Genomic DNA, 19,786 nt, shown 5'->3' with positions numbered 1-19,786 from the left:
TTAAGCCAGAAAACCCTCTATTCTTAAAAACCAAAAACAGGTCCATAGAGTGTCAAAACGTGCTTAACTTGATCGTAGTGGAACTTGTCATAGTTTCGCCAAGCAGTGCGGGCTTGGTCATTTAATTTCAGTGAACCAAGTCCAATCAAAAGACTAGTCCGTTGGTAAAAAGATTCCAGTTCAATTAAGATGGCGTTGTCTACTTTCTCAGCTTTTTTAAGCGCTCTGAGAATTTCGTCTATATTTTGCTGTAAGCGTAGATCATCTGGTAATCCCTGTTTACAACTTTGTATTGTTTGGTTTAATTCTGAAACGAGCTGATAGGCTTCTGTTAAAAGAGCTTTGTCTTCCATATGAGCGTCCTCCTTTGCTCATGTATTGATGCCTATAGTATAGCACAAAAAACAAAATTATCATAATAAATATATCAAAAATACAGAAAGATGTTTTAAAAGTTTAGAGGCTTTACTTGACCTCCTTTCATGGTATAATCAAGGGAGTAAATCTTTATGGAGGAAGTATGAAATTAAATATTCAAGAAATCCGTAAGCAGCCTGAGGGTTTGTATTTTGAGCAACCTCTAAACTTGTCAGCTGACTTACGTGAGCGTAACCAAGAAATTTTAGACGTAAAAGGTATTCTAGCGGTTGGGAAAGTACAGTACGAAGACCGTATGTATTTCTTAGATTATCAACTATCTTACACCATCGTTCTTGCTTCTAGCCGTAGTATGGACCCTGTAGAATTGAAAGAGTCTTATCCAGTGACAGAAGTCTTTATGGAAGGTGCCACTAATCAACTGGACCAAGAAGTTCTTGATGATGACTTGGTTTTACCTATCGAAAATGGTGAAATCGATCTGGCTGAGAGTGTTTCAGATAATATTTTGCTCAATATTCCAATCAAGGTCTTAACGGCAGAAGAAGAAGCAGGTCAGGGATTTATTTCTGGAAATGACTGGCAAATCATGACTGAGGAAGAGTACCAAGCTCAACAAACAGTCAAGAAAGAAGAAAATAGTCCTTTTGCTGGCTTGCAAGGATTATTTAACGGAGATGAATAATGGTCTTGTCCAAAAAACGAGCACGCAAGGTGCTAGAAGAAATCATAGCTCTTTTTCCAGATGCAAAACCTAGTCTAGATTTTCGCAATCATTTTGAACTCTTAGTTGCAGTTATGTTGTCTGCTCAGACGACAGATGCGGCAGTAAACAAAGCGACTCCAGCTCTTTTTGAAGCCTTCCCTACGCCTCAAGCCATGGCGGATGCAAGTGAGAGTGACATTGCTAAACATATTTCTCGCTTAGGACTTTACCGTAACAAGGCCAAGTTCCTCAGGAAATGTGCGCAACAGTTATTAGAAGATTTTGATGGTCAAGTACCTCAGACACGTGAGGAATTAGAAAGCTTGGCAGGAGTTGGTCGTAAAACAGCTAATGTTGTGATGAGTGTAGGATTTGGGATTCCAGCTTTTGCAGTGGATACTCATGTGGAGCGCATTTGCAAACACCATGATATTGTTAAAAAATCAGCTACTCCCCTAGAGGTTGAAAAACGTGTCATGGATGTCTTGCCACCAGAAAAGTGGTTGGCGGCGCATCAGGCCATGATTTACTTTGGTCGTGCTATCTGTCATCCGAAAAATCCAGAATGCGAACACTATCCACAATTGTATGATTTTAGTTCATTATAAGGTCAAATGTTGAATGTTTTTACTTGCTTTGAACTGGGCTTTGTGATATAGTAAGAACAATAAAATATTCCTTTAAACCTGTCCCGTGAGGCAGGCAAGGAGCTCGATAAAGTAGAAGGGTAAGTCTATGCTGTTTCCAGTATGGCTCGCTTAATGATACATTCTCAAGTCTCCTTGTCTAAGGAGACTTTTCTTTTTGGAGGTTTGTCATGAAGACAAAAGAAGTTGTAGACGAATTAACCGTCAAGCGAGCAATTACGCGTATCACTTATGAAATTATTGAACGGAACAAAGATTTAAATAAAATCGTTTTAGCAGGGATTAAAACTAGAGGTGTGTTTATTGCTCGCCGTATTCAAGAACGCTTGGAACAATTGGAAAATCTATCAGTTCCTGTTGTAGAATTAGATACTAAGCCCTACCGAGACGATGTCAAAAGTGGTGAAGATACTTCCTTGATTTCTGTTGATGTGACAGATCGAGAAGTTGTTTTGGTTGATGATGTTCTCTACACTGGTCGTACCATTCGTGCTGCTATTGATAATATTGTCAGCAAGGGTCGCCCTGCTCGTGTAAGTTTAGCTGTGCTGGTTGACCGTGGCCACCGAGAGCTACCAATCCGTCCAGACTATGTAGGGAAAAATATCCCAACCAGTCGTTCTGAAGAAATCATCGTTGAGATGACAGAACTTGATGGCCAAGATAGAGTTTTGATTACTGAAGAAGCTTAAAAGCTAAAGGAGTAGCCATGTCGGAAAATCAACAAGCCTTGCAACATGTAGTGTCGATGGAAGAGTTGACGGTCGATCAAGTCATGAAACTCATTAAGAGAGGAATAGAGTTTAAAAATGGTGCTAGTAAGTCCTATACAGATAGACCTATAGTTGCCAATCTCTTTTTTGAGAGTTCAACTCGGACTCACAAATCTTTTGAAGTGGCAGAGATTAAACTTGGTCTAAATCTCTTGGATTTTGATGTAAAGACCAGTTCAGTTAACAAGGGTGAGACACTCTATGATACCATTTTGACACTGTCTGCCCTTGGTGTAGAAGCCTGTGTTATTCGTCATCCAGAGGTAGACTATTACAGAGAATTAATCGCGAGTCAAACTATCAAGACTTCTATTATTAATGGTGGGGATGGTTCGGGTCAACATCCGAGTCAGAGTTTACTCGACCTAATGACGATATATGAAGAGTTTGGGAACTTTCAAGGACTTAAAGTTGCCATTGCTGGTGATTTAGATCATTCGCGCGTAGCTAAGTCTAATATGCAAATTTTAAAACGTTTAGGTGCAGAACTTTACTTTGCAGGTCCTGAGGAATGGAGAAGCCAAGAATTTGCTGATTATGGTAAGTTTGTGACCATTGACGAAATTATTGATCAAGTAGATGTGATGATGCTGTTACGTGTTCAGCACGAGCGCCATGAAAGTGGAGTAGTTTTTTCAAAAGAGAGCTATCATTCTCAGCATGGTTTAAATCAAGCCCGTTATGAACGATTGAAAGAAAAAGCTATTATTATGCATCCTGCACCTGTTAATCGTGATGTAGAAATTGCTGACCATTTGGTTGAAGCACCAAAATCACGTATTGTTCAGCAGATGACCAACGGTGTATTTGTAAGAATGGCTATTTTAGAATCCGTATTGGCAAGTAGAAATATTAACTAACACAAGACGTTAAAAGACGCCTGAGAGCGTCCACGAGAGGTGAATTATGACAAAAAGACTTCTAGTATTAGAAGATGGAACAATCTTTGAAGGTAAAGGCTTTGGAGCTGATATCGATGTGACTGGTGAAATTGTCTTCAATACAGGGATGACAGGTTACCAAGAATCAATCACTGACCAGTCCTACAATGGACAGATTTTAACCTTCACTTATCCTTTGGTAGGAAATTATGGAATCAACCGTGATGATTATGAATCCATTAGTCCAACCTGTAAAGGAGTAGTGGTATTTGAAGAAGCTCGTAGAGCTAGTAACTGGCGCAACCAGATGACCCTTGACGAATTTTTGAAATCTAAAAAGATTCCTGGTATTTCTGGTATTGATACACGCGCCCTTACAAAAATTATTCGAAAGCATGGAACTATGAGAGCAACTATTACTCATGTCGGTGATAGTATTGATCATATTTCAGATCAACTTCAGGCAACGGTCTTACCAATTGATAATATTAAGCAGGTTTCTACTAAGACTTCTTATCCTGCACCAGGTGTTGGCTTAAGTGTTGTTCTTGTTGACTTTGGACTTAAGCATTCTATCTTAAGAGAACTATCTAAGAGAGATTGTAACGTAACGGTTGTTCCATACACAACAACAGCAGATGAAATTCTCCACCTTAATCCTGATGGGGTTATGTTGTCGAACGGACCAGGTAATCCTGAAGATGTTCCACAGGCACTTGACATGATACGTGGAATTCAAGGTAAAATTCCGATTTTTGGAATTTGCATGGGCCACCAACTCTTTGCCATGGCTAATGGGGCTAAGACCTATAAGATGAAGTTTGGTCACCGTGGTTTCAACCATGCTGTTCGCGAGATTGCAACAGGGCGCGTGGACTTCACTAGTCAAAACCATGGTTATGCCGTTAGTCGTGAGGATTTGCCAGACCATTTAATCATTACCCACGAAGAAATTAATGACAAGTCTGTTGAAGGTGTACGTCACAGGAACCAACCAGGTTTCTCTGTCCAATTCCACCCAGATGCAGCTCCTGGTCCACACGACGCAAGCTACCTATTTGACGAGTTTATTGAAATGATGGAAGCTTTTAAACAATCAAACTAAAGACGAGTGAGAAATCGTCGGAGAATTTATGGAATTGAACACGGACGGAAAGGTCGAAATTTAGATAAACCAACAAGGATAGAAAAACCTTCCTTGGTTTCCTAAAATTCAGTCGCTTTCTTATCGTCCTTTGTATCTTATTTAATGTCGCTCTGTGAGGCGACAAATAGAAAGGAGAAGGGTAGTTCGTATTTGCTGAACTGAATACGGGCTACGGACGGTGCTAAAAAGATAGTTATTCCTAGAACTAACAGTTCTTCGTCATAACTCCTATTTTAGCTTTGTCCGCTTGACGCCCTTAATATCTTATAAATGCCTAAACGTACTGATATTCAAAAAATTATGGTGATTGGTTCTGGTCCGATTATTATTGGTCAGGCTGCTGAGTTTGACTATGCTGGAACCCAGGCCTGCTTGTCTTTGAAAGAAGAAGGTTATGAGGTTGTCTTGGTAAACTCAAACCCTGCAACCATCATGACGGATAAAGAGATTGCAGACAAGGTCTATATCGAACCAATTACACTTGAGTTTGTGACTCGTATTCTCCGTAAGGAACTTCCAGATGCCTTGCTTCCAACTCTTGGAGGTCAAACAGGTCTTAATATGGCCATGGAATTGTCTAAGAATGGCATCTTGGATGAACTTGGAGTAGAACTTCTTGGGACAAAATTATCTGCCATCGACCAAGCGGAGGACCGCGATCTCTTTAAACAATTGATGGAAGAACTCAAGCAACCAATTCCAGAATCAGAAATTGTCAACACAGTAGAAGAAGCAGTTGCCTTTGCAGTCACTATTGGCTACCCAGTTATTGTCCGCCCAGCCTTTACTCTAGGTGGTACTGGTGGTGGTATGTGTGCCAACGAAGCAGAATTACGAGAAATTGCTGAAAATGGTTTGAAGTTGTCACCTGTTACCCAGTGTTTGATTGAACGTTCCATTGCTGGTTTCAAGGAAATCGAGTACGAAGTCATGCGTGACTCAGCTGATAATGCCCTTGTTGTTTGTAACATGGAAAACTTTGACCCTGTCGGAATTCACACAGGGGACTCTATCGTATTTGCCCCTGCGCAAACCATGTCCGACTATGAAAACCAAATGCTTCGTGATGCTAGTTTGAGCATTATCCGCGCTCTCAAGATTGAAGGCGGATGTAACGTTCAGCTTGCGCTTGATCCACACAGTTTTAAGTACTATGTCATCGAAGTAAATCCTCGTGTATCTCGTTCTTCAGCTCTTGCCTCTAAGGCAACAGGTTATCCAATCGCCAAATTGGCGGCTAAGATTGCTGTAGGGTTGACCTTGGATGAGGTTATTAATCCAGTTACAGGTTCAACCTATGCTATGTTTGAACCAGCCCTTGACTATGTGGTGGCTAAGATTCCACGTTTCCCATTTGACAAGTTTGAAAAGGGGGAACGTCGTCTTGGTACGCAGATGAAGGCAACTGGAGAAGTTATGGCCATCGGTCGGAACATCGAGGAATCTCTCCTTAAAGCTTGTCGCTCTTTAGAAATTGGTGTCCATCATAATGAAATGCCTGAGCTTGCAGATGTTTCAGATGATGCCTTGATTGAAAAAGTTGTCAAGGCTCAAGATGACCGTCTCTTCTACGTATCAGAAGCTATTCGTCGTGGTTATACACCAGAAGAGATTGCTGACTTGACTAAGATTGATATTTTCTACCTTGATAAACTCTTGCATATCTTTGAAATTGAACAAGAATTGGGCGCACATCCTCAGGATGTCGATGTCCTAAAAACAGCAAAACTCAATGGTTTCTCAGATCGTAAAATCGCAGAACTTTGGGAAACTACAGCTGATCAAGTTCGCCAACTTCGTTTAGAAAACAAGATTGTCCCAGTTTACAAGATGGTAGATACTTGTGCCGCAGAATTTGAATCAGAAACTCCGTACTTCTACTCAACATATGGATGGGAAAATGAGTCTATCAAGTCTGATAAGGAATCTGTACTTGTCCTAGGTTCTGGTCCAATCCGTATCGGTCAAGGGGTAGAGTTTGACTACGCAACAGTTCACTCTGTTAAGGCAATTCAGGCTGCTGGCTACGAAGCCATCATTATGAACTCAAACCCAGAGACAGTTTCAACAGACTTCTCTGTATCAGATAAACTTTACTTTGAACCATTAACGTTCGAAGATGTGATGAATGTTATCGACTTAGAGCAACCAAAAGGTGTTATCGTTCAATTTGGTGGTCAAACAGCTATCAACCTTGCGGAACCCTTAGCAAAAGCTGGGGTGACTATCCTTGGTACTCAAGTTGCGGACTTGGACCGTGCGGAAGACCGTGACCTCTTCGAACAAGCCCTCAAAGACTTGGATATTCCACAACCTCCTGGACAAACAGCAACCAATGAAGAAGAAGCAGTACTTGCCGCACGTAAAATTGGTTTCCCAGTTCTCGTTCGCCCTTCATATGTCTTGGGTGGACGTGCTATGGAAATCGTTGAGAATGAAGATGATCTTCGTTCTTACATGCGAACTGCTGTCAAGGCAAGTCCAGACCATCCTGTTCTTGTTGACTCTTATATCATCGGACAAGAGTGTGAAGTCGATGCCATTTCAGACGGACAAAATGTCCTCATCCCTGGTATCATGGAACATATCGAACGCGCTGGTGTCCACTCAGGTGACTCCATGGCGGTTTATCCTCCTCAAACCTTGTCGCAAAAAGTACAAGAAACGATTGCAGACTACACCAAACGTCTTGCAATTGGCCTCAACTGTCTTGGGATGATGAATATTCAGTTTGTTATCAAGGATGAGAAAGTCTACGTTATTGAAGTAAACCCTCGTGCCAGTCGTACTGTTCCATTCCTTTCAAAAGTAACCAATATCCCAATGGCTCAGGTAGCGACTAAGTTAATTCTTGGTCAAAGTCTCGAAGAGCTTGGTTATCAAGATGGACTTTACCCAGAAAGCAGTCACGTTCATATCAAGGCACCAGTCTTCTCCTTTACCAAGCTAGCTAAGGTAGACAGCCTTCTTGGCCCTGAAATGAAGTCAACAGGGGAAGTCATGGGTTCTGATACTACTCTTGAAAAAGCTCTCTACAAGGCCTTTGAAGCTTCTTATCTTCACTTGCCAACCTTTGGTAATGTTGTCTTCACTATCGCAGATGATGCAAAAGAAGAAGCACTAGATTTAGCTCGTCGCTTCCAAAATATTGGATACGGAATCCTTGCAACTGAGGGAACAGCAGACTTCTTTGCAAGTCATGGATTAAAAGCTCAACTCGTTGGAAAGATTGGTGATGATGAACACGATATCCCAAGCTACGTCCGCAAAGGAAAAATTCAAGCTATCATCAACACAGTTGGTACCAAACGGACAGCTGATGAAGATGGTGAACAAATCAGACGTTCAGCAATTGAACATGGGGTTCCTCTCTTTACAGCTCTAGACACAGCAGATGCGATGTTAAAAGTACTAGAAAGCAGAAGTTTCGTCACAGAAGCTATTTAATGGAAAAAGGTTCTCTTTTGAGAACCTTTTTATTTCAACAATATAAATTTAGTTATGAAAATCACATTCTCAAGTAAAAAAAGGATTACAAATATAAATTAGAAACACAAATATAATATAATTTGTTTTTTTAACGAAAAATAAATCCATTAAAATTAATAGTTTATACTTAAAACCATATAAAAAGATATTATAAAAATAAAAATTAATAGAAAAGAAAAAAGTAAACGTTTTCAATAACACATAATTCTTTGAACTATTTAAATTCTTATGATAAGATGAAGACGCTAAAGAAGTTAGAAGAAATTTGTATTTTAAAACCAAAAAAATTAAAATATCAAATTATTTCTGACGAATAGTAAGAATATAAAAAAGGAGAACTTATCAAGATGATAAGAAAAGAACAACAACGCTTCTCTTTGCGTAAATATAAGGTTGGTGTTGCATCAGTCTTTTTAGGAACAACTCTTAGCTTCATGATGGCTAATGGGGGTACAGCATTGGCTTCTGAGCTTCCAGCACAGCCCGTTACCGAAGCGAAAACAGAGTTGGTAAATACGCGTGATTCTAGTGTGGAATCATCAAATAAGGATGTGGAAACTACTGAAGTAGTAGTTGAAGCAAAGGAAGAAGTCGCTAAAGCTCAACCGACGGGAACTACTAATGTAGTAGAAACTCAAGCTGCTCCAGAAGTGAAAGAAGAAGTAAAGCTAGAAACTACTGAAGCTATAATATCAGAAAAACCTGCTATAGAAACTATCAAACCTTCTGAAACAAAGGAAGAAGTCAAACCAGCTGTTTCTGAAGGTAATAAACCAAAAGTACGTAGTCGTCGTGCAGCAGAAGACCATAACTATACACCGATTGCAACTGAAAATTATCTAAAAGATGGGGAAAAAGCTACACCAGAAATGTCAGACCCAAATGGGGCAACTGTTAATTCCCAAACAGTGCCAGCCGGCTATGAAAGAAAAGAAGGAGATTATTATACATACAGTATTGTCGAACTAACTGAGTTTAATAAACGTTACAATACAAATTACTACTCTCGTTCATACAAGAGATTTGATGATTCTACTGAAACAACTGTCGAATTAATTGATAAGAATACTGGTAACGTAGTTGAAACAAGAACTATTTCTGCTTCAAGTGGTATTCAAAGCTTTACGACTACTAAGACAGCCTCTAATGGAGAACTCACTTATCAGGTTGATTATAATAAAGGTAAAGCTACTAGTAAGGCTGAAACAGCTCAACCCTTCCTTCAATATGGTTTTGAAGTTGGAGCTAATATCAAGGCTCTTGTAGCAAGTGGGCACCAACTGACTACAGAGGAACAAAAATTATTCGATGCAGTTTATAAGGCTCGTACTTCAACAGATATTATTAATACTGTAGAACCAGCTTATAATGGACGTACCATTACAGATACAAACAGTAAAATCCCTAGCTTTGTTGAAAAAACAACCTACTATAAAGTAGTTGATAGAAGTAACCCAACATTCAACGCTAACAAAACAGATAAAACTGTTCAAGATTACAAAGAAAATGGTAATGAAGTAGATTTAGCTAAATATACGACTAAAGCTATGGAAGGCCAACATTTTACAGCTTCAGGTGAGCGCCAATTTGACGGTTATAAACTCTATCAAGCAGCAGATCCAGATACTACAACTGGCTATGTAAGTCGTCCTTATAAAGTTGGTACTAAGTTCATGGATGCTGAACGTGCAGGAATTAAACGTATTAAAGAAATTGTTGGAGAAGATGGTTCAGTAGTTGTTCGTGTGTACCTACTTGATCCAAAACAACAAAGCAAACGTTCTGATGGTACCTTGGAAACAGATGGCTACATGTTACTAGCAGAAACCAAACCGATTAAACCGGGAAAAGCAAATACCGAAGATTTGGTAGTTAAGAAGTCTCCACTTTATACTATTCCTTTCACAGATAGTAAAGGTGTAAACTATCCAAACGGTAAAGAAATTCCATTTGACTTCCAAAAAGCTGGTGGATATGTACCATATAAAACGGTATTCGTACCATTCTTAGGAGACAAAATCGGTCACCTTTCTCCAAATGCACAGTTGGAAAGAGCAAATTATGGTATTGGTACAAACGTTGACTTATTGAACTCTTTAACACCTTATAAACAACCGATTTACTACTATGTGAAACGCGAACCAGCTAAAGTTACACCTGAATTCGAGAAGGAACTTGATGGACGTGTATTAACAGATGGAGAGTTTAGATTCAAGTTAACAGAGGAAAAGAGTACTCCTGATAAACATGAAGAAACAGTCACAAACAAAAATGGTAAGGCTACATTTAGTGAATTGTCATTTAGTAATCCTGGTACCTATAAATATAAGATTACAGAGTTAAAAGGTTCTGATACGAACGTTGATTACGATGCGATGACAGTTACAATGACAGTTACGGTAACTGAAAAAAATGCAGTGGGTGATCTTGAAGCTACCGTTAAGTATAGTTCTGAAGGTGGATTTAGTGCAGACGCTAATGACAAAATCTTTAACAACTATGTAGTTTCACCAGTAGTTACTAAGTTTGATTTCACGAAGAAACTCGCAGGCCGTCAACTTAAGGAAGGGGAATTTAGCTTTGTTCTGAAGAATGCAGCAGGTGAAGAAGTTGAAACTGTTAAAAATAAAGAAGACGGTACTGTTACCTTCTCTGAACTATCATTTGATAATACAAAAGTTGGTAGACATACTTATACAGTAGAAGAGGTTATCCCAGCTGCTAAAGAATTAGGAATGACTTATGACACCATGAAAGCAACGCTTACTGTGGAAGTTGCAAAAAATGGACATACCCTAACAACTGTAACAAATGTCAGCTCAGCAGGTGGTGTGAATGAAAATGGAGAATCAACAGATGGAACGGAAGATAAAGAGTTTAACAATAAAATAACTCCTCCAGAAACACCAGAATTCCAACCTGAAAAATTTGTCCTCAGCAAAGAAAAATATGATCTCACTGGTGAGAAATTGCTAGATAATGATAATGAACTAACAGACGAATATGGTGAGACAAATGCTAATCCATATGCTGATACTGCTAAATACAATGAAGTAGAAAATATTAATACCAAGACTGTTGAACGTGGTTCAAAACTTGTTTATCAAGTTTGGTTGGATACAACTAAATTTACTGATAAAAACAATGTCCAATATGTAGGTGTTTCAGATAAATATGATGCTGACAAACTTACAGTTGAGTCTTCTTCAATTAAAGCTTACGATGGTAAAACTGGTGTTGATGTAACTGATAAATTTGATATTACAGTTGAAAATGGTACTATTAGTGCGACATCTAAGAAGAAATTTGTCAATGCTGATAATGTCATTAATACAACTGAATTTGAATTTGGAAGATACTACAAGTTTGATATCCCAGCTACAGTCAAAGAAAATGTTGCTGCAGGAGCTGATATCGAAAACACTGCCAACCAAATCGTTCACGTTTATAATCTAGTAAGTAAAACAGTTGAGAAACCAGAAAAACCTACTCAAAAACGTGTGAACAGTGTTCCTATCGAAGTAGAATTTAACTTCACTAAGAAACTAGAAGGACGTGAACTGCAAGCCAACGAATTTAGCTTTGTTCTGAAAGATTCAAAAGGGAAAGAAGTTGAAACTGTCAAGAACGATGCAGATGGTAAAGTAAAATTCAAAGCTCTTAAATTTGAAAAGAGCCAAGTTGGTGAACATAAATACACTGTTGAAGAAGTAGCAGGAGCAGATGCAACTATTACTTACGATACGATGAAGGCTGAAGTTAAAGTTACTGTTTCACATGATGGTACTGCAAAAGCTTTAATCGCAAATGTAACTGAACCAGCTGATAAAGAATTCAATAATACAGTTACACCACCAACTGAACCTAAGTTCCAACCAGAGAAGTACGTCTTGAATACTGAGAAATACTCTATTACAGACAACAAATTGTTGGATGACGATAAAGAGTTGGAAGATAAGTATAAAGATACGAATACCAACCCATATGTTGATCAAATTACTAACAACGAAGCTGAAAATATCAATACCAAGACTGTTAAACGTGGTGATAAACTAGTCTACCAAGTTTGGTTGGATACTACAAAATTCACAACTGATAACAAGGAAAAGGTACAGTCAGTTGGAATTACAGATGATTTTGATGAAACTAAGGTTGATGTTGATGGTACTAAGATAAAAGCCTACGATTCAGTATCAGGTGATGATGTAACAAATAAATTTGATATTACAGTTGAAAATGGAGTAATGACAGCGACGCTTAAAGCTGGCAATACTAAGTCACTTGGTGATGCTGAAAATACTCAAATTATCGATACAGCTAAATTTGAATTTGGACGTTACTATAAGTTCGATATCCCAGCAGTAGTCAAAAATGATGTTGATGGTGGAGTAGATATTGAAAATACTGCTACACAAGTAGTTAACTACTATAACTCAGTTTCCAAGAAAGTTGAAAAACCATCTAAACCAACTGAAAAACGTGTGAACAGTGTACCAATTTCAGTAGAATTTAATTTCACTAAGAAACTAGAAGGTCGTGAACTGCAAGCCAACGAATTTAGCTTTGTTCTGAAAGATTCAAAAGGTAATGAAGTTGAAACAGTTAAGAACGACGCAACTGGAAATGTTAAATTCTCAGCCCTAGAATACAAGAAGGGTGAAGAAGGTGTATATAACTACACTGTTGAGGAAGTTGTAGGAACAGACGCTACTGTAACATATGATACTATGAAAGCAGAAGTGACCGTGACAGTATCACATGATGGTACAGCTAAAGCTCTAATTGCAACTGTGACTAATCCTGCTGACAAAGAGTTCAACAACACTGTAACACCACCTGAAGAGCCTAAGTTCCAGCCAGAAAAATATGTTGTCGCTACAGAGAAATACGATATTACTGGTGACAAACTGCTTGATGACGATAAAGAATTAACAAACAAGTATACAGAAACAAATACTGATCCATATGTTGATAAAGATAACAACAATGAAGCAGAAAACTTAAATACTAAGACTGTTAAACGTGGTTCTAAATTGGTTTACCAAGTATGGTTAGATACAACTCAATTTGATGCTAATAACAGAGACAATATTCAAACAGTTGGAATTTCTGATAACTATGACGAAGGCAAATTAACTCTGAATGAAGCCGATATCAAAGCATATGATTCTGTAACAGGAGCTGAAGTAACAGATAAATTTGATATTGCGGTTAATAATGGAGTTATTACGGCAACACTCAAAGCTGGTAATACGAAGTCATTAGGTGATGCAGAAAATACTCAAATTATTGACACAACTAAATTTGAATTTGGACGTTACTACAAATTTGATATCCCAACAACAGTTAAGGAAGATGTAGCTGCTGGCACAGATATCGAAAATACTGCAGCTCAAGTAGTGAACTACTACAACCCAGTAAGCAAGACTGTTGAGAAACCAGAAAAACCAACTGAAAAACGTGTTAATAGTGTTCCGATTTCTGTAGAATTTAACTTCACTAAGAAGCTTGAAGGCCGTGAGTTGAAAGCTAATGAATTCAGCTTTACATTGACAGATAAAGATGGAAATCTTGTTGAAACAGTTAAGAATGATGCTTCTGGCAACGTTAAATTCTCAGCTATTGAGTACAAAAAAGGTCAAGAAGGAACTTACAAGTACACAATTGAGGAAGTCAAAGGATCTGACTCTACGGTTACTTACGATACTATGAAAGCTGAAGTAACTGTTGAAGTGAAGCACGATGGAACTGCTAAAGCACTTGTTAAGACAGTAACAGATGCTGAGGATAAAGAGTTCAACAACCGTGTGACACCTCCATCAACGCCAGAGTTTAACCCAGAGAAATACATTCTTAATGAAGAGAAATTCGATATCACTGGTAACAAACTTCTGGATGATGATAAAGAATTGACAGATAAGGTTGCTGATACGAATATAAATCCTTATGTTGATCAAGCTGATAATAACGAAGCTCAAAATATCAATACGAAGACACTTAAGAAGGGTGATAAGGTCGTTTACCAAGTATGGTTAGATACAACTAAATTCACTACAGCTCATCATATTCAATCTGTAGGTGTAACGGATAAATATGACAGTGAAAACTTAGATGTTAATGTAGCTGATATTAAAGCATACGACTCTGTAACAGGAGAAGATGTGACAGCTAAGTTTGATATTGCAATCGTAAATGGTGTTATCACTGCTACATCTAAAGCTGATTTAACGAAGTCACTTGGTGATAAGGAAGCTACTCAAGTAATTGACACTGCTAAGCTAGCATTTGGACGTTACTACAAGTTTGATATTCCAGCTCGTATCAAAGAGGTTGCCAAAGAAGGTGTAGATATTGAAAATACAGCTTCACAAATCGTACACCAATACGATCCAACTAAGAAAACAGTTGAAAAACCAGAGAAACCAACTGAAAAACGTGTTGTTAATATTCCGGTTAAAGTTGAGTTCAGTTTCACTAAGAAATTAGAAGGCCGTGAATTGAAGGATGGTGAATTTACTTTTGTACTGAAAGATAAAGATGGAAAAGTGATTGAAACTGTAAGCAATGATGCTGAAGGTAAAATCAAGTTCTCCGCCCTTGAATTCAAACGTGGTGAAGAGGGTACACACCTCTATCACGTAGAAGAAGTAAAAGGTACTGAGACTGGTATGGAATACGATGGTATGGTTGCTACTGTAAATGTTACAGTAACTAAGGATGGAAAAGTGTTGACCCTAACAACACAAATGCCAGAAGATACCGAGTTTAATAACAAGGTAACCCCACCGACCCCACCGGTAACGCCGCCGACCCCGCCGGTAACGCCGCCGACCCCGCCGGTAACCCCACCGGTGACCCCACCGGTGACCCCACCAACTCCACCGGTAACCCCACCGGTGACCCCACCAACCCCAGAAACACCTAAGGAAGGTGAATTACCAAATACTGGTGAAGAATCAACTACAGTTGTTGCGGCTATTGGTGCAGTTCTTGGACTATTTGGTCTTGGGTTGGTTACCAAGCGTAAAGAAGATGAAGTTTAAACGAATACCTTTTAAGATTGGTTAAGTTTCTGATTCTTATTCAAGAAAATGGAGAGGGCTTAATTGCTCTCTCTCTTTTTTGATTCAGCATTCTTTCTATTTCATTATGGATTCAAGTAAATATAATCTATTCTTAAAAAAATAAACCGTTTTCACTTGACAAAAATTGGTCTATACCATATAATGAAAGAAAGAAAAACGGAGGAATTGATTATGAAAGTTATTCAAGTGGATAATCCAATTGAAGGTGGGAAAGTTGCCTTTGATATTTTGAAAGAAAAATTAGAAAATGGTGCTAAAACACTGGGTCTTGCGACAGGAAGCAGCCCTCTCGAGTTTTATCAACAAATCGTTGAGAGTGACCTTGATTTTTCAAGCCTAACGAGTGTGAACTTAGATGAATATGTAGGACTTGATGGAGATAATCCTCAGTCTTACCGTTACTTCATGCAAGAAAATCTTTTCAACAAAAAACCATTTAAAGAAAGTTTCTTACCTCGTGGTGATAAAGACCATGCAGAAGAAGAGGTGGATCGTTACAATCAAATTCTTGCAGACCATCCTGTAGATTTGCAGATATTAGGAATTGGCCGTAATGGGCATATTGGATTTAATGAACCAGGTACACCGTTTGATAGCCAGACACACTTGGTTGATTTAGATCAGTCTACAATTGAAGCAAATGCTCGATTCTTTGATAAGATCGAAGATGTACCTACCCAAGCTATTTCAATGGGAATCAAAAACATCTTGGATGCCAAGTCTATTCTTCTCTTTGCCTACGGTCAGTCAAAAGCAGAAGCTATCGCTGGAACTGTCGAAGGACCAGTTACTGAAATCCTTCCAGCAAGTAGCCTTCAGAACCATGATGATGTTATTATTATCGCAGATGCTGAAGCACTTAGCTTATTGAAAAAATAGTGCTCGTATAAATGAAAACCATTCGAAAATTTTTTGAATGGTTTTTTGTAACTTTATGAAAATTTTTGTATATAAACAAATAAAATTATAAGAAATACGTATATTATGATTTAAAAATTTATAATCGTTAAGAAATAAAATAAATATATTTGAAATTAGTTAAAATTAAGGTTTTTGAGCCTCGATTTCATTGACTTTTAGATTAAATTATAGTACTATGATGGTGAGTTATTTAATAATTCAATATATTTAAAAAAATAGGGAAAGAAGGAAATATTTAATGGTGAAAAAGTTTAAGAAAAAGCCGTTTTTAATATTTTTTGTATCAGTTCTGACCTTCTTGAGCGCATTGTTCTTATCGACCAATGTCGCTTATGCAGATGGGAAAGAATTAACGGGTGTAGTAACTGATATAAGTGTCCTTAACATGTCGGATTCCAAATTGGAACCGAATGCTGATGGTACTTATCAGATTATTACCAATCGTACAAATCAGTTCTTTGTCCAATTTGACCTCAAGAAATATGATGGTAAATTGGCCAATGGGGATTACTTTGATGTAGATATTCCTACACCAGTAACCGTCTATAACGGAACTACTGAATTGTACGATAAGGAAACAAAAGTAAATATCGGTACAGTAGTTGTTACTGCTAATGGTGATAACCAGGGTGGTAAGGCGCGTGTTACTTTGAAAAACCTTGATGAGTTCCAAGCTAAAACAGGCGGGGACATCGTCAAGGGTGTGAAAGGTAATTATGCAATTACTTTCCTATTTAAGAGTGACCAAACAGCAACACCGATTACCTTTGAAAATAAAGGTGTTGGTAAGACCATCACACATACCTTTACATCTAAGACAGTTGACAGCGTGCAAGAAGGTTTCGAAAACTTTGCTAAGGTCGGTAACGATGTTGTAAGTAAAGAATGGACTTCAGAAAAGTTAGCGGCAATCGGATCAGTAGGTAAAGGAGATATATACTCTCCATGGAGAATTCGTGTCAATACAGGAAGACAAGACTATGGTAAGAACCTAGTATTGAATGACTTCCTTCCAAACACATCTGAGTTTGCTCCTATCCAGTATATCCCAGAGTCATTGGTAGTTTATTCTTCTGCTACATTGAACGATGGTACTTCTCAAGTTCCTTCTGATGCTAAGAAGATGGTAGAAGGTACAGACTATACTGTAGCTTGGAATGAGAACTATACTCAGTTCAAAATCATCTTTGCAGATGGATCTAAATCGTATTGGGTTGAGTACCACACAACAACACCAGGTGATGGAAGAAAAGTTCAAAACGTTATCCAGTTGACTACAGCAGATGGAACTGCACTTCCTTTCCGCAGTAATCGTACAAATCTTGATTTCAAATCTGAACGTGTATCTCTTGTAAAAGGACAAATTGAAGCTTCTACAGCCTTCAAGATTAAGATCAACAAGACAAATGCCTTCACATTGGTTCCAGTTGCAGGCGCTGTTTATACAGTTAAGTCAGAAGATGGAACTATCTCTACAGAATTGACTACAAATGAAAAAGGTGTGGCAATTTCTGATGAGTTTGATCAAAAATATGTCGGTAAGACATTCATCATCAAAGAGAAAACAGCTCCTGCTGGATATACTCTTGATGAAAAAGAATACAAGGTGACTCTTGGAGCTGAAGGTTCTAAGATTAACCTTCAAGACGAACCAATCGCAGCAGATTTCTCAATCACTGCTAAGAAAGTAATTGCTGGAAATCGTTCAGTAGCCTTGAAAGATGGTGAGTTCAAGTTTGATTTGTACAATGCAAATAACTTGACTACTCCAATTGCTTCAACAACAAACAAAGCAGATGGAAGCATCACATTTGAAGGTTTGAAAGCTAAAGGTCCTGGTACCTACAACTATGTCATCAAAGAAAATACTGAAACAAAAGTTCCAGGTATCACATTTGATGAAAACTCATACGAAGTTACAGTCGTTGTTAAAGCTGAAGGTGGAACACTTAAAGCTGAGGTTACAACTCAAGCTCCAACTTTAACAAACACATATGAGCCATCACCAGCTCGTGCTACATTCAAAGCAACTAAAGAATTGGTTGGTAAAAAACTTGCTAACGAACAATTTGAATTTGAATTGAGCGAAGGTGGTCAAGTCATTGCAACGTCTTCAAATGGTAAGACAGTCAATGGTGTTGAAGCATCAACAAATGAAGTAGTCTTCTCAGTTCTCTACACTGAAGCTGGAGACCACGAATATACAATTACAGAAAAAGCTGGTACAGCAGAAGGAGTTACATACTCTAAAGAAAGCTACACAGTTCATGTTAAAGTTGTAGATAACGGTGAAGGTAAACTCGTAGCTACTGTTACAGAAGCAGACGAAGCTCGTAAGTTTACAAACACATATAAAGCAACTCCAGCAGAAGCTGTTATCAAAGCAACTAAAGAATTAGTTGGTAAAGAACTTGCTAAAGAACAATTTGAGTTTGAATTGAGCGAAGGCGGAAACGTCATCGCAACATCATCAAACGGTAAAGAAGTTGAGGGTGTTGAAGTTGCAACAAACGAAGTAGCCTTCAAACTTTCATACACTGAAGTAGGCGAGCACGAATACGTGTTGAAAGAAAAAGCTGGATCAGAAGAAGGTATTGAATACTCAACAGAAAGCTACACAATCCATGTCTCAGTAGTAGACAACGGTGAAGGTAAACTTGTTGCAACTGTAACAGAACCAGACACTGATCGTAAGTTCACAAACACTTACACTACAACAACTGAGGCTCCAACAACAACTGAGGCTCCAACAACAACTGAGGCCCCAACAACAACTGAGGCCCCAACAACAACTGAGGCCCCAACAACAACTGAGGCCCCAACAACAACAACTGAGGCCCCAACAACAACAACTGAGGCTCCAACAACAACAACTGAGGCCCCAACAACAACAACTGAGGCCCCAACAACAACTGAAGCTCCAACAACAACTGAAGCTCCAACAACAACTGAAGCTCCAACAACAACTGAGGCTCCAACAACAACTGAAGCTCCAACAACAACTGAAGCTCCAACAACAACTGAAGCTCCAACAACAACTGAAGCTCCAACAACAACTGAAGCTCCAACAACAACTGAAGCTCCAACAACAACTGAGGCTCCAACAACAACTGAAGCTCCAACAACAACTGAAGCTCCAACAACAACTGAAGCTCCAACAACAACTGAGGCTCCAACAACAACTGAAGCTCCAACAACAACTGAGGCTCCAACAACAACTGAAGCTCCAACAACAACAACGACAACAGAGTCAACAACTGTAGCCCCAACTACAACTACAACCACTACAACAACTACAACCACTACAGAAAATCATAACCCACATGGTAGAGGTGGAGGTAGCAGTGATAATACAACCACTACAACCACTACAACTGAAGCTCCTTCAGAAGATACAACTACTACAACTGCTGAAGAACCAGGTCGTCCTACTACAACACCAGAACCAAGTCGTTCAACTACGACTCCAGAACCAGGTCGTTCTACAACAACAGAAGAAGGACCAACTCTTCCATTTACTGGTGAGGCTACAAGCCTAGTACTTGTATTGGCAGGTGTGGTAATCTTGTCAGGTACTGTAGTTATGAAACGTAAATTTTCTAAATAATCATTTTTAGAAAATCTACACAATCTTAAAGAGAGCCGAAAGGCTCTCTTTTCAATTTAATGAGTGTATATAAATCTCCCAACTTAATTAATTATTTTTTATAAAAAAGTGATAATATCAAGTTTGAAATTAATAGTGAAAATTCATGGAAT

The 19,786-nt window shown here is 38.5% G+C and carries 10 protein-coding genes; 9 read left to right on the top strand and 1 reads right to left on the bottom strand.

Features of this window, described 5'->3' with window-relative positions:
• Positions 1-23 precede the first annotated feature (23 nt).
• The gene (locus FN031_RS03865; protein ID WP_142557749.1) at positions 24-353 is read right to left on the bottom strand and encodes a helicase BlpT; all 330 of its coding nucleotides are present in this window, start codon (positions 351-353) and stop codon (positions 24-26) included.
• A gap of 167 nt (positions 354-520) precedes the next feature.
• Here FN031_RS03865 and FN031_RS03860 point away from each other — a divergent pair, with 167 nt between their 5' ends.
• The 9 genes from FN031_RS03860 to FN031_RS03820 all read left to right on the top strand — a co-directional run bounded on the left by FN031_RS03860 (position 521) and on the right by FN031_RS03820 (position 19,634).
• The gene (locus FN031_RS03860; protein ID WP_142557747.1) at positions 521-1,063 is read left to right on the top strand and encodes a YceD family protein; all 543 of its coding nucleotides are present in this window, start codon (positions 521-523) and stop codon (positions 1,061-1,063) included.
• Positions 1,063-1,692 (top strand): endonuclease III, encoded by a 630-nt coding sequence (nth, locus tag FN031_RS03855; RefSeq protein ID WP_142557744.1) that lies wholly within the window; start codon positions 1,063-1,065, stop codon positions 1,690-1,692. The genes FN031_RS03860 and nth overlap by 1 nt, the downstream gene beginning before the upstream one ends.
• A gap of 209 nt (positions 1,693-1,901) precedes the next feature.
• Positions 1,902-2,423, top strand: a complete 522-nt coding sequence (gene pyrR / locus FN031_RS03850; protein ID WP_142557742.1) for a bifunctional pyr operon transcriptional regulator/uracil phosphoribosyltransferase PyrR — start codon at positions 1,902-1,904, stop codon at positions 2,421-2,423.
• A 17-nt stretch (positions 2,424-2,440) separates the two neighbouring features.
• Positions 2,441-3,364 (top strand): aspartate carbamoyltransferase catalytic subunit, encoded by a 924-nt coding sequence (locus tag FN031_RS03845; protein ID WP_142557740.1) that lies wholly within the window; start codon positions 2,441-2,443, stop codon positions 3,362-3,364.
• Positions 3,365-3,410: 46 nt separating this feature from the next.
• Complete coding sequence (locus FN031_RS03840; RefSeq protein ID WP_142557737.1) at positions 3,411-4,490, top strand: carbamoyl phosphate synthase small subunit; 1,080 nt, start codon at positions 3,411-3,413, stop codon at positions 4,488-4,490.
• A gap of 312 nt (positions 4,491-4,802) precedes the next feature.
• On the top strand, positions 4,803-7,979 hold the full coding sequence (gene carB / locus FN031_RS03835) for a carbamoyl-phosphate synthase large subunit (RefSeq protein WP_142557735.1): 3,177 nt from the start codon (positions 4,803-4,805) through the stop codon (positions 7,977-7,979).
• Between the two features lie 389 nt (positions 7,980-8,368).
• On the top strand, positions 8,369-15,064 hold the full coding sequence (locus FN031_RS03830) for a Spy0128 family protein (protein ID WP_142557733.1): 6,696 nt from the start codon (positions 8,369-8,371) through the stop codon (positions 15,062-15,064).
• Positions 15,065-15,277: 213 nt separating this feature from the next.
• Positions 15,278-15,985 (top strand): glucosamine-6-phosphate deaminase, encoded by a 708-nt coding sequence (locus FN031_RS03825; RefSeq protein WP_142557731.1) that lies wholly within the window; start codon positions 15,278-15,280, stop codon positions 15,983-15,985.
• A 280-nt stretch (positions 15,986-16,265) separates the two neighbouring features.
• Entirely contained in the window at positions 16,266-19,634 is a 3,369-nt protein-coding gene (locus FN031_RS03820; protein WP_260604690.1) for a Spy0128 family protein, read from the top strand.
• Positions 19,635-19,786: the final 152 nt, after the last annotated feature.

Source organism: Streptococcus mitis, from assembly GCF_902159415.1.
GTDB classification, from domain to species: domain Bacteria; phylum Bacillota; class Bacilli; order Lactobacillales; family Streptococcaceae; genus Streptococcus; species Streptococcus mitis_BG.
This window is presented reverse-complemented; position numbering and strand designations above follow the sequence as displayed.